Genomic DNA, 19,221 nt, shown 5'->3' with positions numbered 1-19,221 from the left:
CTTTCTCTTATAGTATCAGATTCATAATAGCAAGCAGCACCCGGTGAGGAATGATTCTGCACAGCACATACACAGCGTTCATGGGAACACCGTAGACAGACAATTCCTTTCCTCCCGCTGCATCCAGTATTGCCTTGTGCACTACCTGATCCGCCTTTGCCATGCATACCTTCTTTGCAAATGAAAGGCTCCCCCCTGCTTTCTGGAAGAACTCAGTGTCCACAGGACCCGGACACACAGTAGTCACTGTGATTCCTTCCTGTTTCACCTCTCTTCTGAGTGCCCGGGAGAGACTGAGCACATAAGACTTTGTAGCTGCATAGACTGCCAGTCCCGGCTGAGGTACAAAGGCTGCCGCAGAAGCTATTTGTATCACATGACTTCGCTTTCCGCAGTAGGGAAGGCACAGAGTTGTCATCTTTGTAAGTGCGGTACAATTCAGAGTAATCATACCCTGAATGGTATTTGTGGTGCATTCGCTTACTTTGCCAATTTTACCAAATCCTGCGGCATTTACCAAGACCTTAACGTGAGGTTTTTCTGTTTTTAACAATTTCTGTATGGTAAAAAAGCTGCTGTCTTTTCTGAGATCCAGAGGAAGAATCCGAAGCTTTGCATCAATCCGCTTCTGAAGCTGTTTCAGATTCTCTTCTCTTCTGGCAATGACCCATATCTCATCCAGCCATGGATAGCAGTAAGAGAGCTGGCGGACAAATTCTTTTCCGATACCTGAAGAAGCACCTGTTACAATTGCTATTTGCATATTCATCTTCCCTTCTTTTTGTGGACATTACGAATCGTTTTCTTTCTGCTTTTCTTCTGCATACCAGGTGAGACCTGTTCTCCTTTTCCGGGCTTTATAAGACATTTGGGGCCATAACCGATGAGATCCCTTCGTCCGGCCAGTTCCAAGGCTTTTTTCACCAGTTCATAGTTCTTTGGGTCCCTGTATTGGATCAGAGCCCTCTGCATCTCCTTCTCCCGGGGATCCCGGGGTACATATATCTTCTTCATCGTCCTGGGATCCAGTCCTGTGTAATACATACAGGTAGAAATCGTTGCCGGTGTGGGATAAAAGTCCTGTACCTGCTCAGGCATAAACCCCAAATCCCTTACATACTCTGCCAGCTTAACCGCATCCTTCATGGTACAGCCGGGATGGGAAGACATAAAGTAGGGAACCGCATACTGCTTTTTCCCTGCTTTCCGGTTGGCCGTCTGAAATTGCTTCAGAAAAGAGAGATATACCTCATGCCCTGGTTTTCCCATGGCATCCAGCACAGGCTTGGAGACATGTTCCGGAGCTACCCTGAGCTGTCCGCTTACATGGTACATGGCCACTTCCTCCAGAAAACGGGGATCTTTGTCCGCCGTCACATAGTCAAAGCGAATTCCGGACCGTATAAAAACCTTTTTTATTCCCGGCAGCTCTCTGAGCTTTCGCAGCAGCTGAAGATAATCTTCGTGGTCTGCCTTCAAATTGCCGCAGGGCTTTGGAAACAGGCACTGACGGTTTGTGCATACCCCTTTGCTTAACTGCTTTTCACAGGATGGGTGCCGGAAATCTGCAGTGGGTCCTCCCACATCATGTATATATCCTTTGAACTCAGGATCCCGGCGGCAATTTTCTGCTTCTCTGAGAATGGACGCATGGCTTCTCACCTGCACCTGCCTCCCCTGATGGAACGTAAGTGCACAGAAACTGCAGCCCCCGAAGCATCCCCGGTTGCTGGTCAGACTAAACTTAATCTCCTCTATGGCAGGTATCTTACCCATTTTTTCATACGAAGGATGATAGGTTCTCATATACGGCAAATCATAAATATCATCCATCTCCTGTATGGTGAGGGGGGCCGCCGGGGGATTCTGTACGATACATCCCTTAGTGCCATAGCTCTCGATCAGAGTTTTCCCGGTAACTGGATCTGTATTCTCATACTGCAGAGCAACACTTCTGGCATATGCCTCCTTGCTGCGGCAGATTTCCTGGTAATCCGGCAGACAAACTCCCTGATAGACAGAATCCATCTCTTTTGTCCGGTATACCGTCCCCGGAATATACGTAATCTCGTTTACAGGAATTCCTGCCGCCAGCGCTTCCGCAATGGCTAAAACGGAGTGTTCTCCCATCCCATAGGATATCAAATCTCCGCCGCTGTCCATAAGCACGGATGCCCTCACCTGGTCAGACCAGTAATCATAGTGGGCCATTCTCCGCAGGGAGGCTTCTATTCCCCCAAGAATGATGGGCGTTTTTTTATATGTCTGGCGTATGAGGTTACTGTAGACCACCGCCGCACGGTCCGGGCGCAGGCCGGATATGCCGCCGGGGGAATACGCATCTGTACGCCGCCTTTTTTTCCCTACTGTATAGTGATTCACCATAGAATCCATATTCCCCGCAGATACAAGAAATCCCAGCCGTGGTTCACCGAATTCCTGCACGCTTTCTTTTCGCTTCCAGTCCGGCTGGGGAAGCATGCAGACAGAATATCCCCTGGATTCCAGGAGACGGCTGATAATCGCCGGGCCAAAGGATGGGTGATCCACGTAGGCATCTCCAATCACATAGACGAAATCCGGCTGTTCTATGCCTCTTTCCAGCATTTCCTGTTTTGTAATGGGCAAAAAATTCATCCTGTTGTCCTCTTGTCTCTCCTTATACTTCTTCGTATGTCCCGTTAATCACATCATAATATGAGGCAATATAATAGTCAGCCAGCCGCCGCTTCTCTTCTTCCTGATCCCTGCTGAAGGCGTCCTCCACCGCACAGGTGCTCATGCCTGCATTCTTTCCGGCAAGTATGCCCATGGGAATATCTTCAAAGACCATACATTCTTCCGGCGCCACCTGCAGATCCTCCGCCACTTTCAGATATATATCAGGGGCAGGCTTCCCGTGAGGGACATCACAGCATGTACGAATCTTTTGAAAGCATCCGTCTATGCCGTGGGTCCGGAGCACTGCCTCTACCAGTTCTATGCTGTTGCTGGAACATATACCTGTCTTTATGCCTTTCTCTTTCAGTACCTTTAAAAATTCAGGAACCCCCGCCTTCAGAGGGACCTCCCAGAGGTACTTGTCTCTGGCCATAGAAAGCCAGATTTCTTTAATTTCTCCGATGCTCTCCGGTATATCAAAGGTCTCTTTGAAGTACACCGCAGTTTCCGTAAAACTCATGCCTTCTATATCCCTCTGGAGTCTGGGCGGAAGTTCTTTCCCCAGCCTTCCCAGATACAGGACATCTATCTCCTTCCACATCCACATGGAATCCACTAATGTTCCGTCTAAATCAAATAATACTGCTTTTTTTCCCTGTAGCATCTTCACGCAGCCTCTCCAGTTCTTCCTTTGTCAGAGGACGGTATGCCCCCGGGGGCAGTGTTCCGTCCAGATACAGGCTTCCCATAGAAAGCCTTTTTAAGTATACCACATGTTTCCCCAATGCTTCAAACATCCTTTTTATCTGATGGAACCGCCCCTCCCGGATGGTAACCCTTACCTCACGTCCATCCCCGTTCTGTTCCATTTCCAGTCTGGCTGGAAGGGTTGGCTTTTCATCCCCGATATCCAGTCCCCTTCGGAAAGCCTCCGCGTCCTTGTGTTCAGCCGGGAGATCCAAATGGACCAGGTAAGTTTTATCCACATGTCTTCTGGGCGAAAGCAGCCTGTGAGCCAGTTCACCGTCATTGGTGATAAGAAGAAGTCCCTCAGTATCTTTGTCCAGTCTTCCAACAGGGAATAAATCCTTTCTGCTTTTACCGGTGATAAGATTCAGTACCGTTTTTTCCTGCCGATCCTCTGTGGCAGATACATATCCGGCCGGTTTATGAAGCATATAATATTCAAAGTCTGTGTACCCAATCCTGCTGCCGTCTGCCTCCACCGCATCTTTTCCCGGATCCACCTTATATTCAGGACGCAGGATCTTTGTACCGTTTACGCTTACCCTGCCCTTGTTAATCATCTGTTTGACCTGGCTGCGGGTTCCTGTGCCCATATCAGCCAGATATTTATCTAAACGAAGCATCTTACTGCCATCTCCATCCCGGATAATATTTGTTCTTCAGCATTCCTCCGGACAATTTTCCCCATCCCAGAGGAAATCCGTCCACACAAACCAGCTGCCAGCCCTTTTTGCGGGGGGCGTGCAGGTCGCTGACTTCAATGGTTTCCCCCTTCAGATATCGAAGAGTTCTCTCATCCCCGGAGGACAAATTTATGGAGGAATCATATTCCTCCCTCTTAAGGGCCATAGCCAGAGCCTGCGCAGGCTCGAACCTATTTTTCTTCCGCTCGCCCAGATAGAGCCCTGTGCGCAGATACCTGAGTCTCCCGGGCATGCCGCTTCCAGCAGGCAGATAATACACTTTATCCTGCACCATATAAAACCTGTCCTGCTCAAAGGGACAGCTGATCCCCTGAAGGAACTCCCGGACCTCCGCAGGTATGGCTTTTCCGGTACCCTGTCCGCGGGCCGCTGTGATCGGTTTGTGACTTTCCCCTGCCTTTTTTAACAGTGCCATAAAATGGCCTTCCCCATTCATTTTATGGGGGAAAATCCTGACACAGGAGGAAAGCCCCACCCCCGGGGAAAATCCCTCATAAGGGACTATCTCCTCCAGAGACAGATCCGGAGCCTTTTCCAGAAGAAAATGAATCACCTCTTCATTTTCTTCTCTGGAAAAGGTACAGGTAGAATAGAGAAGCATGCCTCCCGGCTTCAGCATAGCAGCCGCCGCCAGCACAAGCTCCTTTTGTACAGAACTGTATTCTGAAGGGCCTTTTTCCTCCCACTCTCTGGCCATCTCGGGCCTCCGGCGGAACATTCCCTCCCCGGAGCACGGGGCATCCACTAATATTTTATCAAAAAAGCAGGGCAGCTGCTGCTGTAGTTTTACAGGATCTTCACAGGTAACATAACAATTCCAAAGCCCCATAAGCTCCAGGTTTTTCAGCAGCGCCTTTGCCCTTGAACTGCTGATGTCATTGGCCACCAGCATGCCGCTTCCCTTCAGCCTGGCACCCAGCTCTGTTGCCTTGCCCCCCGGAGCCGCGCAGAGATCCAGCACAGTATCCCCCTCTTCCACCGGAAGACGGCTGGCCGGAGTCATCGCGCTTGGTTCCTGCAGATAATAAAGTCCTGCATAATAATAGGGGTGGCGGGAGGGCTTTTCTTCCTCTTTATAATAGTATCCGTTAGGGATCCAGGGAACTTTTTCCAGAGAGAACGGGCTTATCTTCTCCCATTCCTCCCCGGTCACTTTGTTCTGATTTATCCGCAGTCCCAGCCGGACGGGTTTCTCAAAGGTTTCCAGATAACTTTCAAACTCTTCCCGGAGTAAATTTCTCATACTCCCCGTATACTTCATTGGTAATTCCATGCTTAATATCCTTCCAAATCATCTTCCAGTGTAACTGCCTGTGCCCGGTACCCCTCAGATATAATGTCCAGCTGCTTGTGAAAACGCTCCAGCTGCTCAATATCCTTCGCTGAATAGATGCGGTAGAACTCATCCTGTATCTTTGCCACTTCCCTTTTATTGGAATATCGGTAAAGATTCTCAATATTATTCAGGATATCCGCCACCAGGTTTGCCTGCATCTGGGAGGAGTTCTGCGCATCCATAACCTCGCTCCTCACAGAGGACATTTCCCGATCAAGGGCAATGATAGCATCCGCAGCCTTGCTGAGGCGCTGTGTGAGATGCTCCGGCATATTTCCTTTATATTTATACTGGAGAGAATGTTCAATGGTTGCCCAAAAGTTCATCGCCAGTGTACGAATCTGAAACTCCACCTGAATTTGTTTTGTCCCCTGAAAGGTTTCCACGTTATAGTAAACAATCATATGATAGCTGCGGTATCCGCTTTCCTTCATATGCGTAATGTAATCTTTTTCATACTTCACAGCCATATCGCTGCGGTTTCTGATAATCTCAACCACTTTTTCTATATCTTCATAAAACTGGCAGATAATCCGCATTCCTGCGATATCCTCAACCTGTACCTCCATATTGCCCCAGGTAATATTCTTCCTCTGCATCTTTTCTAATATACTGTTAATACTTTTTACCCGGCCGGTCACCTGCTCAATGGGGCAGTAGATATCCAGCTGCCGGTGTTCTTTGATCAAATGATTAAACTTAACAGTCAGCTCTTTCACTGCCAGCTCATAAGGATTCAGAATTTCTCTCCACAATTGTATTTCCATAGTTCTTTAAATCTCCTTACCTTTCCGTCACAGAAGAATCATTCCCCTATGGGCGGTAACGTCACACGGCCCACTTATGCTATTATAGCATAAAAATCATTTCTGTGCTTTTTAATATAGATACCTGCGCCTGTTTTTCTCCAGATATTTCAGGACTATGTAAGGATCTACCGGGTATTCCGCCTGGTCTTCCTTCTCAATATAAATGCCCAGATGAAGATGGGGAGGAAATTTTCCTGTAGTCCCTTCCTCACCGTATCCGGTATCCCCCATGAATCCCAGCAGTTCACCGCCCTTCACAGCATCTCCCTCCCGGAAATCTCTGGCATAGCCATACAAATGAGCATAATAAAAGTAGCCGCCCGAAGGACTTCTCACTCCGATCCGGTATCCCCCCAAAGGAAGCCAGCCTACCTTTTCTACTGTCCCGTCTGTCATACTGAGTACCGGATAATATCCGGGCTTTTCATTGGAACCGAATATGTCACAGCCTTCGTGCTTTCTGTTCCCCCCATAGCTCCTCTCCTCCATCCAGGTATCCTCATACGAGAATTCTTCCCCAAGGAGATCCGATGGTAGGGGAAAATACTTGAGATCCTTCCAGAAAGCACCATAATCCCTCATTTCCTCCCGGTTTATCCCATGTTCTCTCATAAACCCAAGGGGAATACCCATCTTTTTCAGCTCTGCGTCTGCAGCTTTGTTCCCCAAAAAAGTACTTCCCGCAATGTCGAAAAACAGTACAATTACTAAAAGAAAGAAGGTTTTACGCAATTTGCATCCCTCCACCTCTCAGTCTATGCGTCAGGGCAGAAAAAAAGACCAAAAAAGTGTCTTCTTTTTCAGTCTTTTTTCTCTGTTTATCTCATGCGTTCTAAGACGGTGCACAGATATTCCCATACCCGCTTTGTGGAGGAGATGCTCAGGTGTTCCTCGGTTGTATGAATGTCAAAGATATCTGGACCGAAGGAAATACAATCAAGCCCTGGAATCTTTTCAAAGAAGAGTCCGCACTCCAGTCCGGCGTGAACTGCCTTTACCTGAGGTTCCTTTTGGAATAGGTCCTTATAAACCTGAACCATCAGCTCCCTGAGCGGAGAATCCTGGCGGTATTCCCAGGCCGGATACTCTCCCTCTGCCTCATAATCTCCCCCTAAAAATTCAGTCAGATACTGAATGCGTTCCGCGATTGCTGTCTTCCCGGACTTTACGGAGCTTCTCACGCTGGAGGATGCACGAAGCTCCTTTGGAGTCAATTCCAGAATTCCCAGATTGGTGGAGCTCTCCACGAGTCCCGGAATCGTACCGCTCATTTTCAGGATACCGTTAGGAATATGCATCAGATAAAAAATCACCTTTTCCAGACTTCCGGGATGAAGCGCAGGCTCTGTCCCCATTCCCAGTCTCTCAACCGTCACGGTGATCCCCTCATCTGTCCCCGCATATTCCTTCCGCAGTGCCTCCTGAAATCCAGCGGCAGCCTCAAACAGACGCTCTTCCTCCTCTTCGGAGAGCATTAGAAGGGCGCTCGCCTCCCTGGGTATCGCATTGTCCTTCTGTCCGCCCTTCAGCTCTGAAAGCAGATATCCCACATGCTCCCTCAGTTCAAAAAGGAAACGCCCCATAAGGATAACGGCATTGGCCCTGATCTTATCAATTTCTGCCCCAGAGTGCCCGCCGCAGAGGCCGTGGATCTTAACCCCATATCTGTGGTTTGCTTCTTCTATATACCTTACAGGAATTCTGCTCACTGCCGTAAGTCCTCCGGCACACCCTACCCAGAGACAGGATTCCTCCTCAGAGTCCAGATTCAGCAGAAGCTTCCCCTTCAGGGGAGAGGCATCCAGAGATCCTGCCCCGAGAAGGCCAATCTCCTCATCAACCGTCACCACTACCTCCAGGGGCGGGTGAGGCAGTTTGTCATCATCCAGAACCGCCAGCGCATAGGCAACTGCGATGCCGTCATCTGCGCCAAGAGTGGTATCCTTTGCAGAGATAAAGTCCCCCTCTGCCTGAAGCTTTAGTCCGTCTTTTGTAAAGTCATGCAGAGATCCCGGCTTTTTCTCACAAACCATATCCATATGACCCTGAAGAATCACCACAGGGGCATTTTCATATCCAGGCGTCCCCTCCTGAAATATAATCACATTATTATTTGAATCCTGAATATATCGAAGCCCGCGGGCTTTCGCAAAGCGCACAAGGTAATCGCTGATTTCTTTTGTATTCCCGGAACCGTGGGGTATCCCTGCCAGTTCTTCAAAAAACCGGAACACCTTCACTGGTTCTATGCCTTCTAATTTTGCCATAAAAGCACCTCCTGATTTTGTCTTTCTACATTGTGTCACAGGCAAATAAAAATAGCAAGCCCCCGCCGCGAGATTTCTTAAGTTTAAACCTATTTTTCCCTCTCTCCTCATATACTAAGAGAAAGACAATTTCCTGCTGGAGACATAAATGAAAAAACGCTGGTATCTTCCTCCCCTGCTTTTACTTTTGTCCTTTCTCCTGTTTTGTCCGGAAATAGCATTTGCAGCTTCAAAAAGGGGACTTCTTCTATGGTTTCAGAGCCTTCTCCCCTCACTTCTGCCTTTTATGATCCTGTCCAATATTCTGATTAAAACGAATGTCCTGGAAAAATGGATTGCTCTGCCGAAAAAGCTTTGGAATTTCCTGTTCGGACTCTCCCCCAACGGAGCTTACGCCCTCCTCCTGGGGGTGTTCTGCGGTTATCCCATGGGGGCAAAGGTTACGGCAGATCTGTACGGCAGCGGAAAAATCAGCCGGGAAGAAGCCTGCTATCTTCTAACCTTCTCAAATCATCCGGGACCCATGTTTGTATCCTCCTTTCTTCTCCTGGAAACCCTCCACAGAGAGGAGTACATAGGGTTAAGCTTTCTGATCCTTTACACCGGCAGCTTTATCACTTCTCTGCTCTTCCGATCCGGATACAAAAAAAAGAAAAGCCACCTGACAGATCACAAAAAAGAGGTATCCCGGCGTCCTCCTCTAGGAGTTATCATAGATACCTCTATTATGAATGGATTTGAAGGAATTACAAAGCTTGGGGGATATATTATCCTCTTCTCTGTATGCAGCGGGATGATACAGACCTGCACCTTTTTACCGGCACCCCTTCGGTATGCCCTGCTGGGGATCACAGAAATCTCCACCGGTACCGCTGCCATCGCTCAGACCGCCTGCCCTTTTTTTCTCAAATACGCAATTATCATGGCTCTTACCTCCTTCGGAGGCCTATGTATTATGGCCCAGACAAAATCCATGATAAATGAGACATCACTGCCTCTGATGCCTTATGTGAAAGGAAAGCTGTGCAGTCTTGCAATCACCTTCCTTTTGGCTCTATTAATCGTCCAAATCGTCTAAATCATCCAGATCATCCAGTCCTTCTACTTCCATGTCGTCATCCAAAGCTGCTGACGAAACAGAGGTGGAAGCCTGTGCTACCTGGGGTGCAAGCTCATTGCGGTTTTTATTCACAACCTCGTAGCAGCTCTGAAGAGACTGTACGAAAGAATTATATTTTACAGCCACATCCTCCAGTGCACCGCTCATAATCTGTCCCAGATTTGCCAGCATATCATCGGTGTAGGAGATTGCGCTCAAGCGGATGCTGTTGGCATCACTGGTTGCTGAATCCAGAATCTCCTGTGCCTGACGGTTCGCATTGTTGATGGTCTCATTCGCCTGGGCATACGCCTGCTGCATTACCTCAGACTGGCTTACCATCTCCTGGGTCTGAGCCTTTGCCTCTGCAATCAGTCCCTCTGCCTTCGCCTGGGCATCTGCAAGAATAGCGTCTTTATTGCTGATAATCTTCTGATATCTCTTAATCTCGTCCGGTGTCTTCAGGCGAAGCTCTCTTAAAAGGTCTTCCAGTTCTTCTTTATTTACCACAATCTTAGTTGTAGATAACGGCTGAAATTTACAGGTTTCTACGTATTCTTCGATCTCTTCAATGATTTGTTCAATTCTGCTGCTCATTTTTTACACTCCTTATTGTACATTAATTATTTTATCCCTTGAAACTTTTCTTTCACTTTTTCAACTGCATAGGGGGGTAAAAATTCGGAGATATCAGCGCCAAAACTTGCCGCTTCCTTAACGGTAGAGGAACTCAGATATGCATATTCCAGACTGGTGGTAAGGAACATAGTATCAATATCCTTGTCCAGAATCCTGTTTGTCTGTGCCAGCTGCAGCTCGTACTCAAAATCTGTAATAGCCCGCAGGCCTCTTACGATCACTTTCGCATTGCACTCCTTCGCAAAGTTCACAGACAACCCGCTAAAGGACTTAATCTTCAAATTTGGTATATCCTCCGTCACCTTCTTAAGTATATTAACACGTTCTTCTGCAGAAAACAACGGACTTTTTGCAGAATTATTCAAAACGCCGACAATTACTTCGTCAAAAAGCCTGGTTGCGCGGTGTATAATATCCAGATGACCAAATGTTACCGGATCAAAACTTCCCGGATAAATTGCTATTGCCATTTACTTTTTCTCCTTGTACCTTTTTATAAAGACGTGGGTATTCGTTTTATACTTCTTTTGTTTGACTATGGCATATCCCATTTCTTCCAGATATGAGAAATCTGTAGAAAGAGATGCTTCTATTATAAACAGCGTATGCTCTGAGACAAAGGATTTGTCCCGGCATACTGACAGCACTTCTTTTTCCAACTCCATATCGTAGGGAGGATCCATAAAAATACAGTCAAAAGCTTCTTCCTGTTCCAGCTGCCCCAGCCCTGTAACCACATCAGTATGCATTACCCTGCTTCTTTCCTTTAGCCTTGTAAAGGCAAGATTCTCCTCTATACAGGCGTATGCCTTACGATTTTTCTCAATAAACACACAAAAAGCAGCCCCTCTGCTCAAGGCTTCAATCCCAATGGCCCCGCTGCCTGCAAACAGATCCAGAAATCTGCAGTCTGGGATTTCAGGCTGCAGAACATTAAACAAAGTTTCCTTTGTCCTGTCTGTTGTAGGCCGGGTATCCATACCGGGCACTGTCTTAAGCGGAAGGCTTCTCGCTGTTCCTGCTATGACTCTCATATTGTATCTTCCTGTCTTTCTTTCGCCCAAGCGAATTTAAACTTGTGTCCGCCAGTCCAAATCACCTCTGGCCAGTCCCAGAATCAGAGATTCTGCCGTTGCTATGTTAGAAGCTACGGGTATGTTGTACTGGTCACAGCATCTGGTTATCTGATATACATCCGGCTCCTTGGGATCGATCATGGAAGGATTGTAAAAGAATATCACCATGTCGATATCTCCCCGCTCTATCATCTCCGTAAACTGCTTGTCGCCTCCCATACTTCCCGGAAGGAACTTATGGACATGCAGATTCGTCACTTCTTCGATTCTTCTTCCTGTAGTTCCCGTAGCGAATATCTCATGCTTTGCCAGTATATTCTTATAGGCGATGCAAAAATCTTCAATTAACGCTTTTTTGCTGTTGTGAGCAATTATTCCTACATTCATATTGTTATCATTCCCTTGATTTTCTACGTTTTCTCAATCATTATAACAAATAACTAAATAAATCGCAAACTTTTTTCTGAATTTATGCGAAATTAATAAATCTCTCAAATTTTGCTAATTCTAGCAAGAACTTCTAGTGTAAAAATAAACATTTTTCACATACTATCCTTGTAACAAAAAACAAAAAAAGATTTCAAGGAGGCAATTTATTATGGCAAATCGTTCTTCTAATACCGCAGCAGTACCAGAAGCAAAAGGAGCTTTAGACCGTTTCAAATTCGAAGTAGCTAACGAATTAGGAGTACCTCTTACAGATGGTTACAACGGTAACTTAACATCCAAACAGAATGGTTCTGTTGGTGGATATATGGTTAAAAAGATGATCGAAGCTCAGGAAAGACAGATGTCCGGTACAGGCATGTCTGGTTCAAACATGAGCGGAACTCAGTTCTAAAACTCATCAAACAAAAAAGGTAATCATTTACCAAAAGAAAAGAGAGGCTTTCCCGTGGGACAGTCTCTCTTTTTCCTTTTTCGTTTCTGATTACAGATCGATACTGCCTGTAACCTCCTGGTTGATTACGTAATAAACAGTATATTCTTCTGGCTTTACATATAATTTCAGATCCGTAAGGTCTTTTTCCTTCTTGCCCAACTCTTTAGTCCAGATTTCTTTTACTCTCACTGCCAGATCCTTTGTCAGAATCTCCTTGCCCCCAAACTGCAAATAGATGCTTTCCTCAACCGCCGGCACCTTTTTCTCAGCTGGCTTCTTCGCTGCCGGTTTTGCAGCAGGCTTCCTGGCCGCCGGTTTTTTAGCCTCAGTCTTTTTGGCAGCTGGTTTCTTTGTTTCCACCGGTACTTTCACTTCTTCTGCTGTCTTTGCCTCTGCAGCTGTCTTTGCCCCTGCAGCTGCTGCGGTCGTTTTCACTTCTGGTTTGGCAGCTGGTGCCGCTGCTTTCGTGATAGTTGATTGTTTCGTTGGCATAATAATTCCTCCTCACCATCTTTTCTGACCTGTTCAATAAATTTCTTTCTCATAATAAACCTATTCTGCGAATTTTTCAAGTATTTCCTACTCCACACTCTTCATCGACTCCACCATGTTTATTTTTTTCAATTTAAAATGCATAGCAAAATTCACAAGAAATGAAAAGAAAAATGTTAGGATAATGCTGAATATAAAACTCTTTGGTTCGATATTTCTGCCAAACATCATTATGTCTATTTCTGCAGTCAAAATCACGAAATAATGCAGCATTCGTCCGAAAATAACACCTACTATACTCCCGATCAGGGTCAGCCATATATTTTCCCTGATCATATAGCTCGAGACTTCCATGTCATAAAATCCCAGCACCTTCAGGGTGGCCAGTTCCCTCTTTCTCTCACTTAGATTGATCGTATTGAGATTATACAAAACGATAAAGGCCAGCATTCCTGCAGATATTACCAGCACATAGATTACGGTATCCATACTCTTAAGCATATCCGCAATCCTGTCCGCCAAACCGGAGAGGAATGAGATTTCCGTCACTTGTTCTTCTTCCATATAACGTCTCTGGAATTCCTCCTCAAACTTCCCGCTGTCGGAACTATTTATGGTATAGATCTGGTGGAACTCAGGTTCTTCCTGATAAATTTTTTCATATAAAGCAGGTGTAATATATACATAATGATAGAAATAATTTTCCGTTATATGACTTACCTTTACATTCAGCTTGTGAGTCTCATCCTTTTTCAGATAGATCTCATCACCAGCTTTCACATCCAGTAATTTTGCAAGCTTCTCTGTTATGATCACTCCGTCGTCGGTGAGTTCATAGGGTGTTTTTGTCAGTCTGTCCCTAAGGCTGATAAATTCTGTCAGACGGCCGGGATCCTGAGGGATTACCATATAAGAACTTTTTTCCGTTCCTTTGCGTCCCACATCCACTGACGTCTCACACACGGAAAGAGAGTTCTTTATTTCTTTGTCATTCTTTACAATTTCCAGTAGCTGATTCTCCTCTTCCTCTGTAACGTCATCCTTCATAGCAATACTGGCACTGTAATTGCGGATACTGCCAAACTGAAGCGTCCCGATAGACTTAATAGAATCCTTCAGCCCAAAGCCTACCAGAAGAAGCCCCATGCATCCTCCGATTCCCAAAACTGTCATAAAAAATCTTTTTTTATACCGGAACAAATTCCGAATGGTAGACTTGTTAGTAAAGTTCAGGTGGCGCCATAGAATCCCGATCCGTTCCAGAAGTACTCTTTTCCCGATTTTAGGTGCTGCCGGCCGCATCAGCTCTGCCGGGCAGGCGTTCAGTTCCTTGTAGCAGGCAAACACAGTAGCTGCCACCGTACAGAAAATCGCAGCGGCAGTAGAGGACAGCGAGTAAGACAGATGCAGCGGGTTCAGGATCTGCGGCAGATTGGTATACAAAATTCCATAGGCATTAATAATTACTACCGGAAGCAGTTTCTGTCCCAGCACCAGCCCTGTCAGGCTTCCCAGCATAGTGGCCGTAAAGGCATAGCAGATATACTTAGCCGCTATGGAAAACTTCCCATATCCAAGGGCCTTTAGAGTACCAATCTGAATCCTTTCTTCCTCAACCATACGTGTCATTGACGTAAGACAGATGAGGGCGGCAACCAGAAAGAAAATTACCGGGAATACTTTTCCGATTGCCTCAATTCTCTGGGAATCCTGATGATATTCCACATAAGATTCTATGTAATTCCTGTCTAAAACATACCACTCCGGAAGCTCCAGTTCCTGAAGCTCCTTCTCTGCATCCTGAATCTTAACCTTGGCATCGGCAATCTCAGGCTCGGCTTCCTCCCGCGCCTCCTCGTATTCCTGCTTTCCGTCCCAAAATTCCTGTTCTTTATCCTGAAGCTCCTTTTTGGCGTCCTCCAGCTGATCTACTCCATCCTGCCACTCTTTTCCGGCATCGTACAGCTTTTGTTTCCCATCCTGCCACTCGGCTTCTTTTTCCTCCAGAAGCGCTGCCTGCGCAGACAGCTCCTCCCATCCCTCATTTAATTGAGACTGGCCATCCTCCAACTCTGCCCTGGCAGCTTCCAGCTGTTCAAAGCCGCCGTCCAGCTCTGCCTTTCCCTCTTCCAGCTCTTTTTTAGATGCTAAGAGCTGCTGCCTGGCAGCAGTTTCGTTCTCTTCGATAATCTTTTTGTTCTTTTCCAGCTCTCCGCGGGGATCCGCAAATTGATTTTCAATGACTTTCACAGCCTCGGCAACAGCGCTCTCCTGAGCAGCAGATATAGCTGCCGCAAGTTGGGCATCTGCCTCCTCCTGCGTCATAAGTCCGGCTTCCACCGCCGCTTTCAGACTCTCCTCCATGGCGGCTCTTACGCCTTGTTCCGCCTGCTGCCTGGCCTCCTGCTCCGCCTGCTCCCTGGCCGAAGCCCAGGCCCCGTCCAGGGCAGCTTTTCCCTCGTTCCACTCTTTCCAGGCGGCTGCAATTTGTTCTTCGGTCTTTGCTTCGCCCTCTTTATACAGCGCCAGACCTGACTCGTACTCCTGCTGCTTTTCCTTCAGTGTCTGTTCGTTGGCCTCAATCTGCTCCCAGCCGCTGTCTATCTCCTGCTGCTTCTCCTCCAGCTGTTCTTTGGCATCTGCTATCTGGACATATCCGTCGTCTATCTGGCTGCGCCCGTCCTGAAGAACTGCTTCATTGTCGTCCAACTCTTTTTTTCCGTCTGCCAGCTTCTGCTCATTCTCCGCAATTTCCTTTTTTCCGTCCTCCAGCTTTACCTGGCCGTCCTCCAGTTCTTTGGCCGCATCTTCCAGCTTTTGTTCATTGTCAGCAATCTCTTTTTTAGCATCCGCAATCTTGTCCCGGCCCTCCTCCTGTATTCCGTCATAACGCGCCTGGCATCTGTCCTCAGAGATATCCTCCAGCCGATCCTGCACCTTTCCCACCAAATCCTCATAGGCGTCTGAGGTGTCCAGAAGCTCCCTGGCGCCTGTAACTGTCAGACAAAGTTCGGTATACGCCTCAATCGCAAAACAATCTTTGGGAAGAAAAATAAAGCTGTTCAGGTTGCCATTGCCAATCTTTGTGGTTCCCCGATCCAGGCTCAGATAATAGGGAATACTACCGCTGCCTACAATCTTATAAGAAGTCTCTTTCACCGTGTCTTTGATATCGTCCTCTGTCCCCGAGGCAACCTTAATGGTGTCACCAATCTCATATCCTGTATTTGTAATAAACTTTGTATCTACCAGACACTCCTGATTATTCTCCGGCAGCCTGCCCTCTGCTATCTGTATCTCATTCATAGATTCAGGCATAGACATAAGACGTACTACAATCTGGGCATCTTCCAGATCACATAGTACGTCTGCTGAGTAACCGCCTTCTGCGCTGCTTACACCTTCTATGCCGCGGACAGCATTCACGTCCTCATCGGTAAGTCCAAGACTGCTCAGAATCCGCATATCCATAAAATTGCTGTCGTCATAAAACTTATCCGCCGACAGATTCATATCCGGACTCGCAGCACGGATACCGGAGAAAAAGGCAACTCCCAGAACCACGATAAGAAGTATGGAAAAAAAGCGGTTCTTTGTTTTTCTCAGTTCCACAAAAAAGTCTTTTTTCAGGGCATTATGCTTCACTACATCACTACCATTCTATCTCTTCTACGGGCATGGGATTCGGATTCTCCGTCATACTGCTCACACGTCCGTTCTTGATTTTTATTACTCTGTCAGCCATAGGGGTAATGGCCTGGTTATGGGTTATCACAATCACTGTCATCTTTTTTTCTCTGCAGGTGTCCTGGAGCAGTTTCAGGATTGCTTTTCCTGTCTGATAGTCCAGAGCTCCTGTGGGCTCATCACAGAGCAGCAGCTTTGGATTCTTGGCCAGCGCCCGGGCAATGGCCACTCGCTGCTGTTCCCCTCCCGAAAGCTGGGCCGGAAAATTCTGCATTCTCTCTTTCAATCCTACATCGCAGAGGGCATCCTCGGCATTGAGTGGATCCCTGCAGATTTGGATTGCCAGCTCTACATTCTCCAGAGCCGTCAGATTCTGGATCAGGTTATAGAATTGAAATACAAAGCCGATCGCCTCCCGACGGTATTCTATTAGTTTTTTTCCTCTGAATTTGCTGATGTCTGTGCCGTCCACCAGGACAGCACCTTCATCACAGGTATCCATTCCGCCCAGAATATTGAGTACCGTTGTCTTTCCCGCACCGCTGGGACCCACAATAACCACAAATTCCCCTTCCCGTATATAGAAAGACACGCCGTCCACAGCATGAATGGTAACCTCTCCCATCCGATAGGATTTTTTTACGTTGTCCAGTCTTACAATTTCCTTCATACACACCGCCTTACAGCCCCAGCGTCTCTGCCTGAGACTTCATATATTTCTCCAATTCCTCTCTCAGAGGCCTGTGCTGTTCCAGGGCAAGCTCCGGATCCAGGGCCAGAATTCCCCCTGCCGCCTCGCTGGCCTCCTTTAGTATATTTGCATCCTGATAAACATCTGCGATCTTAAACTCCATACTACCGCTCTGACGGACTCCGAACAAATCTCCCGGTCCCCGCAGGCGCAGGTCCTCTCCTGCAATAAAAAAACCGTCATTGGATTTCTCCAGAATCTCCAGCCGTTTCTGAATCTCTTCCCCTGCATCGTTGTGCATGAAAATGCAGTAAGACTGCACATCTCCCCGTCCCACTCTGCCCCGCAGCTGGTGGAGCTGTGCCAGGCCGAACCTCTCTGCATTCTCAACCATCATAACCACTGCATTAGGGACATTCACTCCCACCTCTATGACAGTGGTGGACACCAGAACCTGGATTTTATTCTCTGCAAAGGCCTCCATAATCTGATTCTTTTTTGCCGGCTTCATTCGTCCATGAAGTGATTCTACCACAATCTGGGAAGGAAAAACAGTCTTTAATCGGTTTGTATAATCAAGAACATTTTCCGCCTCCATCCCTTCGCTTTCCTCCACCATGGGACAGATGATATACACCTGGTGTCCGGCCTCTATCTGACGCTGCATAAAAGCATAGGCTTTCGGCCGATAACTGGTATCCACCACACAATTTTTTATAGGAAGACGCTTTGCCGGCAGTTCATCGATCACGGAAATATCCAAATCCCCGTACAAAATAATCGCCAGAGTCCTGGGAATAGGGGTTGCACTCATTACCAGCACATGAGGACTTCCGCCTTTCTTAGACAGTATTTCCCTTTGCTGTACCCCAAACCTATGCTGCTCATCCGTAATCACCAGAGCTATGTTCTGGTATACTACCTTTTCCTGGATCAGCGCATGAGTGCCCACAATCATCTTAGCCTTTCCTTCCGCAATCATTGCATATGCCTCTCTTTTCTCCTTTGCCGTAGAGGAACCTGTCAGAAGAATAGGTTCTAAGCCTGTCAGTTTGCTGTCCTTAATCAGCCTTCTCAGCCCCTCCCAGTGCTGTCTGGCCAGCACCTCCGTGGGGACCATCAGCGCACTCTGGTATCCGTTTGTCCCGGCCAGAATCATGGCCAGAAATGCGAGGATTGTTTTTCCGGATCCCACATCTCCCTGTACCAGACGGTTCATAAGGGTATGACCGGTCATATCCCTCTCTATCTCATGCCACACCTGCGTCTGGGCATTGGTCAGACGGTAAGGAAGCTGTTCTATTACTTTTTCTGTCTCCCATACCGGCTTCATATCAAACAGATTCTTCTCCTCTGTCTTTTTTTCCTTCAGAAGCTGAATCCCCAGAATAAAGAAAAGGAATTCGTCAAAGGCAAGCCGGCGCCGTCCCAAAACCATGGACTCCTGGTTTTCCGGAAAATGGATCTGTGAGACCGCAAAATTATACTCCGACAGGCGATATGCATTTCTTACTTCTTCCGGAAGGTATTCCGCAGCCAGCTCCTTCTGCTCCAAAACCTGGCGGATCATTTTAACCAACAATTTGTTTGTGATGCCAGCTGTAAGGCTATAGACAGGCTGCAGGCCGTTCTGCAGCTTTTCATACTCCTCCCGGGTAAAGATCTGAGGGTGTTCCATAACCATTCTATGTCTTTTTTCCGCTACCTTTCCTCTGAATATATAAGCCCCGCCTCTTTTCAGCACATTTCTCAGAAAAGGCATATGAAACCAGATGAGCTGCAAGGCTTCTCCCCGGTCCGTCAGGACAGTCGATACTATGGTACTTTTCCCTGCAATTTTCACATCCACATTTCCCGTAATCCTTGCCGCAACTGCTGCTTTCCCGGCTCCTTTTTCCACCGCTTCCTTTACGGTCACCGGTTCCGTATATCTGTCATATTCCCGTGGGTAATAGTGCAGCAAATCCCCAACTGTATAAATTCCAAGCTTCTGAAACAGCTTTTCAGTCTTGTCCCCTACTCCTTTCAGAGAACGAAGAGGTGCACTTTCTTCCATATATCCCTTCCACCTTTTATGTAATATTAGAAAAACTGTGAAAGAAAGGTGCTGCCCCGGCCCACTTCGCCAGG

18 protein-coding genes are annotated in these 19,221 nt (G+C 47.2%); 2 read left to right on the top strand and 16 right to left on the bottom strand.

Annotation, left to right across the window (positions count from 1 at the left end; all coding sequences use genetic code 11):
* Positions 1–7 precede the first annotated feature (7 nt).
* The 8 genes from ACGHCT_RS12365 to ACGHCT_RS12330 form a co-directional block, all read right to left on the bottom strand.
* Complete coding sequence (locus ACGHCT_RS12365; RefSeq protein WP_390436128.1) at positions 8–763, bottom strand: SDR family NAD(P)-dependent oxidoreductase; 756 nt, start codon at positions 761–763, stop codon at positions 8–10.
* A gap of 2 nt (positions 764–765) precedes the next feature.
* Complete coding sequence (locus tag ACGHCT_RS12360) at positions 766–2,637, bottom strand: YgiQ family radical SAM protein (protein WP_072850956.1); 1,872 nt, start codon at positions 2,635–2,637, stop codon at positions 766–768.
* A 22-nt stretch (positions 2,638–2,659) separates the two neighbouring features.
* Complete coding sequence (locus ACGHCT_RS12355) at positions 2,660–3,325, bottom strand: HAD family hydrolase (protein ID WP_390440180.1); 666 nt, start codon at positions 3,323–3,325, stop codon at positions 2,660–2,662.
* Positions 3,294–4,031, bottom strand: coding sequence for a pseudouridine synthase (locus ACGHCT_RS12350; protein WP_072850952.1), 738 nt, complete (start codon positions 4,029–4,031; stop codon positions 3,294–3,296). The genes ACGHCT_RS12355 and ACGHCT_RS12350 overlap by 32 nt, the downstream gene beginning before the upstream one ends.
* Position 4,032: 1 nt before the next feature.
* The gene (locus tag ACGHCT_RS12345; protein WP_390436125.1) at positions 4,033–5,385 is read right to left on the bottom strand and encodes an RsmB/NOP family class I SAM-dependent RNA methyltransferase; all 1,353 of its coding nucleotides are present in this window, start codon (positions 5,383–5,385) and stop codon (positions 4,033–4,035) included.
* Between the two features lie 2 nt (positions 5,386–5,387).
* Positions 5,388–6,215 carry a GTP pyrophosphokinase family protein gene (locus tag ACGHCT_RS12340; RefSeq protein WP_072850948.1) on the bottom strand — a complete coding sequence of 276 codons (828 nt, stop codon included), beginning with the start codon at positions 6,213–6,215 and terminating at the stop codon, positions 5,388–5,390.
* A 111-nt stretch (positions 6,216–6,326) separates the two neighbouring features.
* Complete coding sequence (locus ACGHCT_RS12335; RefSeq protein WP_242946746.1) at positions 6,327–6,989, bottom strand: M23 family metallopeptidase; 663 nt, start codon at positions 6,987–6,989, stop codon at positions 6,327–6,329.
* Positions 6,990–7,075: 86 nt separating this feature from the next.
* On the bottom strand, positions 7,076–8,524 hold the full coding sequence (locus ACGHCT_RS12330; protein WP_390436123.1) for an aminoacyl-histidine dipeptidase: 1,449 nt from the start codon (positions 8,522–8,524) through the stop codon (positions 7,076–7,078).
* A 148-nt stretch (positions 8,525–8,672) separates the two neighbouring features.
* Here ACGHCT_RS12330 and ACGHCT_RS12325 point away from each other — a divergent pair, with 148 nt between their 5' ends.
* Positions 8,673–9,602: a hypothetical protein gene (locus ACGHCT_RS12325; RefSeq protein ID WP_072850944.1), complete on the top strand. Its 930-nt coding sequence runs from the start codon at positions 8,673–8,675 to the stop codon at positions 9,600–9,602.
* On the opposite strand, the gene ACGHCT_RS12320 is transcribed toward ACGHCT_RS12325, so the two are convergent.
* The 4 genes from ACGHCT_RS12320 to ACGHCT_RS12305 are packed head-to-tail and all read right to left on the bottom strand — an operon-like array spanning position 9,582 to position 11,725.
* Positions 9,582–10,220 (bottom strand): ATPase, encoded by a 639-nt coding sequence (locus tag ACGHCT_RS12320; protein ID WP_072850942.1) that lies wholly within the window; start codon positions 10,218–10,220, stop codon positions 9,582–9,584. The genes ACGHCT_RS12325 and ACGHCT_RS12320 overlap by 21 nt on opposite strands.
* A 26-nt stretch (positions 10,221–10,246) precedes the next feature.
* Positions 10,247–10,732: a pantetheine-phosphate adenylyltransferase gene (coaD, locus tag ACGHCT_RS12315; protein ID WP_072850940.1), complete on the bottom strand. Its 486-nt coding sequence runs from the start codon at positions 10,730–10,732 to the stop codon at positions 10,247–10,249.
* Positions 10,733–11,296 (bottom strand): 16S rRNA (guanine(966)-N(2))-methyltransferase RsmD, encoded by a 564-nt coding sequence (rsmD, locus tag ACGHCT_RS12310; RefSeq protein WP_390436120.1) that lies wholly within the window; start codon positions 11,294–11,296, stop codon positions 10,733–10,735.
* A gap of 36 nt (positions 11,297–11,332) precedes the next feature.
* Entirely contained in the window at positions 11,333–11,725 is a 393-nt protein-coding gene (locus ACGHCT_RS12305; protein ID WP_072850936.1) for a methylglyoxal synthase, read from the bottom strand.
* Between the two features lie 211 nt (positions 11,726–11,936).
* Here ACGHCT_RS12305 and ACGHCT_RS12300 point away from each other — a divergent pair, with 211 nt between their 5' ends.
* Complete coding sequence (locus tag ACGHCT_RS12300) at positions 11,937–12,179, top strand: alpha/beta-type small acid-soluble spore protein (RefSeq protein ID WP_072850934.1); 243 nt, start codon at positions 11,937–11,939, stop codon at positions 12,177–12,179.
* A 90-nt stretch (positions 12,180–12,269) separates the two neighbouring features.
* On the opposite strand, the gene ACGHCT_RS12295 is transcribed toward ACGHCT_RS12300, so the two are convergent.
* From ACGHCT_RS12295 to recG, 4 genes are all read right to left on the bottom strand, one after another.
* Positions 12,270–12,713 carry a DUF6465 family protein gene (locus ACGHCT_RS12295; protein WP_390436117.1) on the bottom strand — a complete coding sequence of 148 codons (444 nt, stop codon included), beginning with the start codon at positions 12,711–12,713 and terminating at the stop codon, positions 12,270–12,272.
* Positions 12,714–12,800: 87 nt separating this feature from the next.
* Positions 12,801–16,325 (bottom strand): FtsX-like permease family protein, encoded by a 3,525-nt coding sequence (locus ACGHCT_RS12290; protein WP_390436115.1) that lies wholly within the window; start codon positions 16,323–16,325, stop codon positions 12,801–12,803.
* Positions 16,326–16,365: 40 nt separating this feature from the next.
* Positions 16,366–17,070, bottom strand: coding sequence for an ABC transporter ATP-binding protein (locus ACGHCT_RS12285; protein WP_072850928.1), 705 nt, complete (start codon positions 17,068–17,070; stop codon positions 16,366–16,368).
* 10 nt (positions 17,071–17,080) lie between these two features.
* Positions 17,081–19,147: an ATP-dependent DNA helicase RecG gene (gene recG, locus ACGHCT_RS12280; protein ID WP_072850926.1), complete on the bottom strand. Its 2,067-nt coding sequence runs from the start codon at positions 19,145–19,147 to the stop codon at positions 17,081–17,083.
* Positions 19,148–19,221: the final 74 nt, after the last annotated feature.

The sequence above is a fragment of the Lactonifactor longoviformis genome (assembly GCF_042848515.1).
Classification (GTDB): domain Bacteria; phylum Bacillota; class Clostridia; order Lachnospirales; family Lachnospiraceae; genus Lactonifactor; species Lactonifactor longoviformis.
Note: the sequence above shows the minus strand (reverse complement) of the source record. Positions and strands in the feature narration are given on the sequence as shown.